Below are 4,236 nucleotides of genomic sequence, written 5' to 3' on the forward strand. Positions count from 1 at the left end.
CTGTGCATAATGGACGAAGTTTAAAAATTGGGGTTTGATTATGCTTGACCGGGACGGCTTTAGGCCCAACGTCGGCATCGTCCTGCTCAACCAGAAAAATCAGGTGTTCTGGGGCAAGCGAATTCGTACACACTCGTGGCAATTTCCGCAGGGTGGCATTGATCGGGGAGAAACCCCCGAGCAGGCCATGGTTCGTGAACTGCATGAGGAAGTGGGGCTCCATCGTGAGCATATTCGCATTGTGGCCCGCACCCGAGACTGGTTGCGCTACGAGGTGCCGGACAGAGACATCCGCCGCGACGCGCGCGGCCATGACCACGGCCAGAAACCGCTCTGGTACTTGCTCCACCAGACAGGCCACGACTGGGATTTGAACCTGCGCGCCACCGACCACCCTGAGTTTGATGCCTGGCGCTGGAACGACTACTGGGTGCCACTGGACGCTGTCGTGGAGTTCAAACGTGGCGTGTACGAGATGGCGCTGACTGAGCTGGCACGCTATTTACCGCGCAACGAACACAGAAACCGGTTCCTGCGCCAAGGCAATCGGCTGCACGAACAGGACCCGGCCTACGAGACAATGCCGGGTGCCCATTTTGATCTGCCGCCCGGAGGCTCGTTCGAGCCCAATCCGCCAACCGGCTTTTTCCCCGAAAGCCCCGAGAGAACAAATGAAGTTTGAAAAGCTTGTATGGCTGGGCCTGACGCTGGTGGCTCTCAGCGCCTCTGCGCAAATAATCATTGACCCCGACTGGAAAGAAACCGAGGCGCCGCCTCCCCCCTCGTTCAACAAAGACAAGTTGATTCCGATCGAGATGCCGAGGTATGTGTCACTGCGGTTTGGTGTCGATCCGGCGACGTTCGCCATTACCCCTGAGGGCATCGTCCGCTATGTGGTCGTGGCAGTCAGTGCCACGGGCTCGACCAATGCGATGTACGAGGGGATTCGATGCGCGACCGGAGAAGTCAAAACTTACGCCCGGTATATGTCAAACGGGCAGTGGTCGTCAGTTCAAGATCCGCAATGGCAGGGACTCAACGACAACCTGCCATCCAGGCATGCGATGGCCCTTGCCAGACAAGGAGTCTGTGTCGGCCGGTCGGCGGCGGCCAATTCAGTCGCAGAGATTGTCGAGGGGCTAAAACACCCGAAATGGGAGCCGTAATGGCACGGTCCCGCCCGCAGTAAAGCTGCGGCCTTGGAGGGTCTTACCGGGTCAGCACCAGATTGTCCCGATGGACCATTTCGGGCTCAGCCGCGTAGCCGAGCAGTTTTTCAAATTCGCTGGAGGGCCTGCGACAAATGAGCCGCGCCTCTGAACTGGCGTAGTTGGCCAGCCCGCGCGCAATTTCGACACCGTGCGCATCACGCACGGCAATCACATCACCCCGCGAAAACTCGCCGTCCACGGCCGTCATGCCGATAGGCAGCAAGCTTTTGCCCTCGTCCTGCAACTTCGCTGCAGCGCCAGCATCCACCATGACCGACCCACGCAGTTGAAGATGATCGGCAATCCACTGCTTGCGTGCCTGGGTTTTCTGCGTCTGCGCCACCAGCAGCGTCCCGATCGGCTCCCCCTGAGTCAACCGCACCAAGACGTCGGGCTCGCGCCCCCAGGCAATCACCGTGGAGGCACCGGAACCTGCAGCCCGTTTGGCCGCCAGTATCTTGGTGATCATGCCGCCGCGCCCGAGACTTGAACCAGCGCCACCCGCCATCGCCTCCAGCGCGGGGTCGCCCGCCTTGGCCTCATGCACAAATTGCGCGCCCGCGTCCTTGCGCGGATCAGCCGTGTAGAGTCCTTTTTGGTCGGTCAGAATGACCAGAGCGTCCGCCTCCACCAGATTCGCCACCAGTGCGCCCAAGGTGTCGTTGTCGCCAAACTTGATTTCGTCGTTGACCACGGTGTCGTTTTCATTGATCACAGGGACGACGCCCAACTTGAGCAGGGTCAACAGTGTCGAGCGCGCGTTGAGATAGCGCTCGCGATCGGCCAGATCAGCGTGGGTCAGCAGCACCTGCGCACTGCCCAAACCGTTTTCACGCAGCTTGGTCTCGTACATTTGCGCCAGGCCCATCTGACCGACGGCGGCGGCGGCCTGGAGCTCATGGATTTCATGCGGCCGACTGGTCCAGCCCAGCCGCTTCATGCCTTCGGCAATGGCGCCGCTGGACACCATGATGACTTCACGGCCCCCACGCACCAACAGGGACATCTGACGACACCATTCACCGATCGCCGTCTCGTCCAGCCCCCGCCCCTCATTGGTTACCAGACTGGAGCCGACTTTGACGACAATGCGTCCGGCATCACGCAACACAAGTGAACTAGTTTCTATGGTCATTTTGGCCTGCAGCCCACGTCATACATGCGCAATGCGCTATCAAGTTAATAGCGTCTTCGTGTTACTCGGGATCGACTGCAAAACGGGGATCTATGACTTCCGGCGTCTGTTCCGCTTTCTGCTGGGCCTTCACGTGCTGGTAGACGGTTTTGATCAGGGATTCGCACCCTTCGCGGGTGAGTGCCGAAATCTCAAACACCGGTCCCTTGAACTTGAGGCGTTTGACAAAGTCTTTCACGAGCGCCGCGCGTTCTTCGACGGGGACCATGTCCAGCTTGTTGAGAACCAGCCAACGCGGCTTGGCATAGAGCGCCGGATCGTATTTCTTGAGTTCGTTCACGATGGCCTTGGCTTGGGCGACGGTGTCGACGCCCTCATCAAACGGTGCCATGTCGATCACGTGCAGCAGCAGTCGCGTGCGTTGCAGGTGGCGCAGAAAAAGATGACCCAAGCCCGCGCCTTCAGACGCGCCTTCGATCAACCCCGGCAGATCGGCCACCACGAAGCTCTGCTCCGGGCCCACCCGCACAACGCCCAAATTGGGGTGCAGGGTGGTGAATGGGTAATCGGCAATGCGCGGGCGCGCGTTGGAAATGGCGGAAATCAGTGTGGATTTGCCCGCATTGGGCATACCGAGCAGACCCACGTCGGCCAGCACCTTCAGTTCGAGCTTGAGGTGGCGCTTTTCGCCCGGCCAGCCCGGGGTCTTTTGCCGTGGCGCGCGATTGATGGCGCTTTTGAAACGCATATTGCCAAAACCACCATCACCACCCTTGGCAATGGTGATGACTTCGCCCGGCGTGATCAACTCAAACAGCACCTCACCGGTTTCGGCATCCGAGATGATGGTGCCAACCGGCATTTTCAGGACGATGTCGTCGCCGGCCGCGCCAAACATGTCGGAGCCCATGCCATGCTCACCGCGCTTGGCGTCATGCCGCCTCGAAAAGCGATAGTCCACCAGTGTATTCAGATTGGGGTCAGCCACGGCAAAGACGTGGCCGCCGCGCCCGCCGTCACCACCGTTGGGGCCGCCGAACTCTTTGTATTTCTCATGGCGAAACGAGACGCAGCCAGCTCCACCATCTCCCGCAGAGATGTCAATGTAGGCTTCGTCGACGAATTTCATGATTTCATTCCATTTCTACTTCAATGCGATATGTCGTTGCCCCGTCTTGCCGTGCTGAAGCACTGCCTGCTACGGTACGCCTAATCTCGCATTGAACTAAGAACGGAATCAGGCTTTATAAACGAAAAACCCCGCGCTGGGCGCAGGGTCTCAATTGGGGGTTCCCAGCAGCTTAGGCCGAGATAACGCTCACCGTCTGCTTGTTCATTGCACCTTTGGTGGCAAACAATACATTGCCATCAACCAGCGCAAACAGCGTGTGATCCTTGCCGATGCCGACATTGGTCCCGGGGTGGAACTTGGTGCCGCGTTGGCGAACGATGATGGCGCCAGCGCCGATCAACTCACCACCGAATTTCTTCACACCGAGCATTTTGGGCTTGGAATCGCGCCCGTTTCGCGTAGAGCCGCCGCCTTTTTTCTGTGCCATGACTCTTGCCCCTTATGCCGCAATGACGCCAACCAGCAGTTCGGTGAACTGTTGGCGATGCCCTTGGCGTTTCTGATAGTGCTTGCGACGGCGCATTTTGAAAATGCTGACCTTGTCGTGCTTGCCGTGTGAAAGAACGGTGACACTCACCGTTGCGCCGGACACCAAGGGAGTACCCACCTTCAGATCTGCGCCGTTACCGACCGCCAGAACCTCGTTGAACACAATCTCTTGGCCTACGTCCGCAGCAATCTGTTCTACTTTAATTTTTTCGCCGGCTGCAACCCGATATTGCTTGCCGCCGGTTTTTATGACCGCGTACATGTTGACC

Annotated in this window: 6 protein-coding genes; 2 read left to right on the forward strand and 4 right to left on the reverse strand. The window is 58.8% G+C overall.

Annotated elements, in window-relative coordinates; all coding sequences use genetic code 11:
• Positions 1-40 precede the first annotated feature (40 nt).
• Together Q7T10_RS04905 and Q7T10_RS04910 are read left to right on the forward strand one after the other, a co-directional pair.
• Positions 41-682, forward strand: coding sequence for an RNA pyrophosphohydrolase (locus Q7T10_RS04905; RefSeq protein ID WP_304746555.1), 642 nt, complete (start codon positions 41-43; stop codon positions 680-682).
• Positions 672-1,166: a CNP1-like family protein gene (locus tag Q7T10_RS04910; RefSeq protein WP_304746557.1), complete on the forward strand. Its 495-nt coding sequence runs from the start codon at positions 672-674 to the stop codon at positions 1,164-1,166. Before Q7T10_RS04905 ends, Q7T10_RS04910 begins: the two co-directional genes overlap by 11 nt.
• 43 nt (positions 1,167-1,209) lie before the next feature.
• Here Q7T10_RS04910 and proB read toward each other — a convergent pair whose 3' ends face one another.
• From proB to rplU, 4 genes are all read right to left on the reverse strand, one after another.
• Complete coding sequence (gene proB, locus Q7T10_RS04915; RefSeq protein WP_304746559.1) at positions 1,210-2,346, reverse strand: glutamate 5-kinase; 1,137 nt, start codon at positions 2,344-2,346, stop codon at positions 1,210-1,212.
• Positions 2,347-2,407: 61 nt separating this feature from the next.
• Positions 2,408-3,475, reverse strand: a complete 1,068-nt coding sequence (gene cgtA / locus Q7T10_RS04920) for an Obg family GTPase CgtA (RefSeq protein ID WP_304746562.1) — start codon at positions 3,473-3,475, stop codon at positions 2,408-2,410.
• 172 nt (positions 3,476-3,647) lie between these two features.
• Positions 3,648-3,905: a 50S ribosomal protein L27 gene (gene rpmA / locus Q7T10_RS04925; RefSeq protein WP_304746564.1), complete on the reverse strand. Its 258-nt coding sequence runs from the start codon at positions 3,903-3,905 to the stop codon at positions 3,648-3,650.
• Positions 3,906-3,917: 12 nt separating this feature from the next.
• Positions 3,918-4,229: a 50S ribosomal protein L21 gene (gene rplU / locus Q7T10_RS04930; protein WP_304746566.1), complete on the reverse strand. Its 312-nt coding sequence runs from the start codon at positions 4,227-4,229 to the stop codon at positions 3,918-3,920.
• Between the last annotated feature and the right edge of the window lie 7 nt (positions 4,230-4,236).

It is taken from the genome of Rhodoferax sp., from assembly GCF_030646845.1.
GTDB lineage: Bacteria > Pseudomonadota > Gammaproteobacteria > Burkholderiales > Burkholderiaceae_C > Rhodoferax.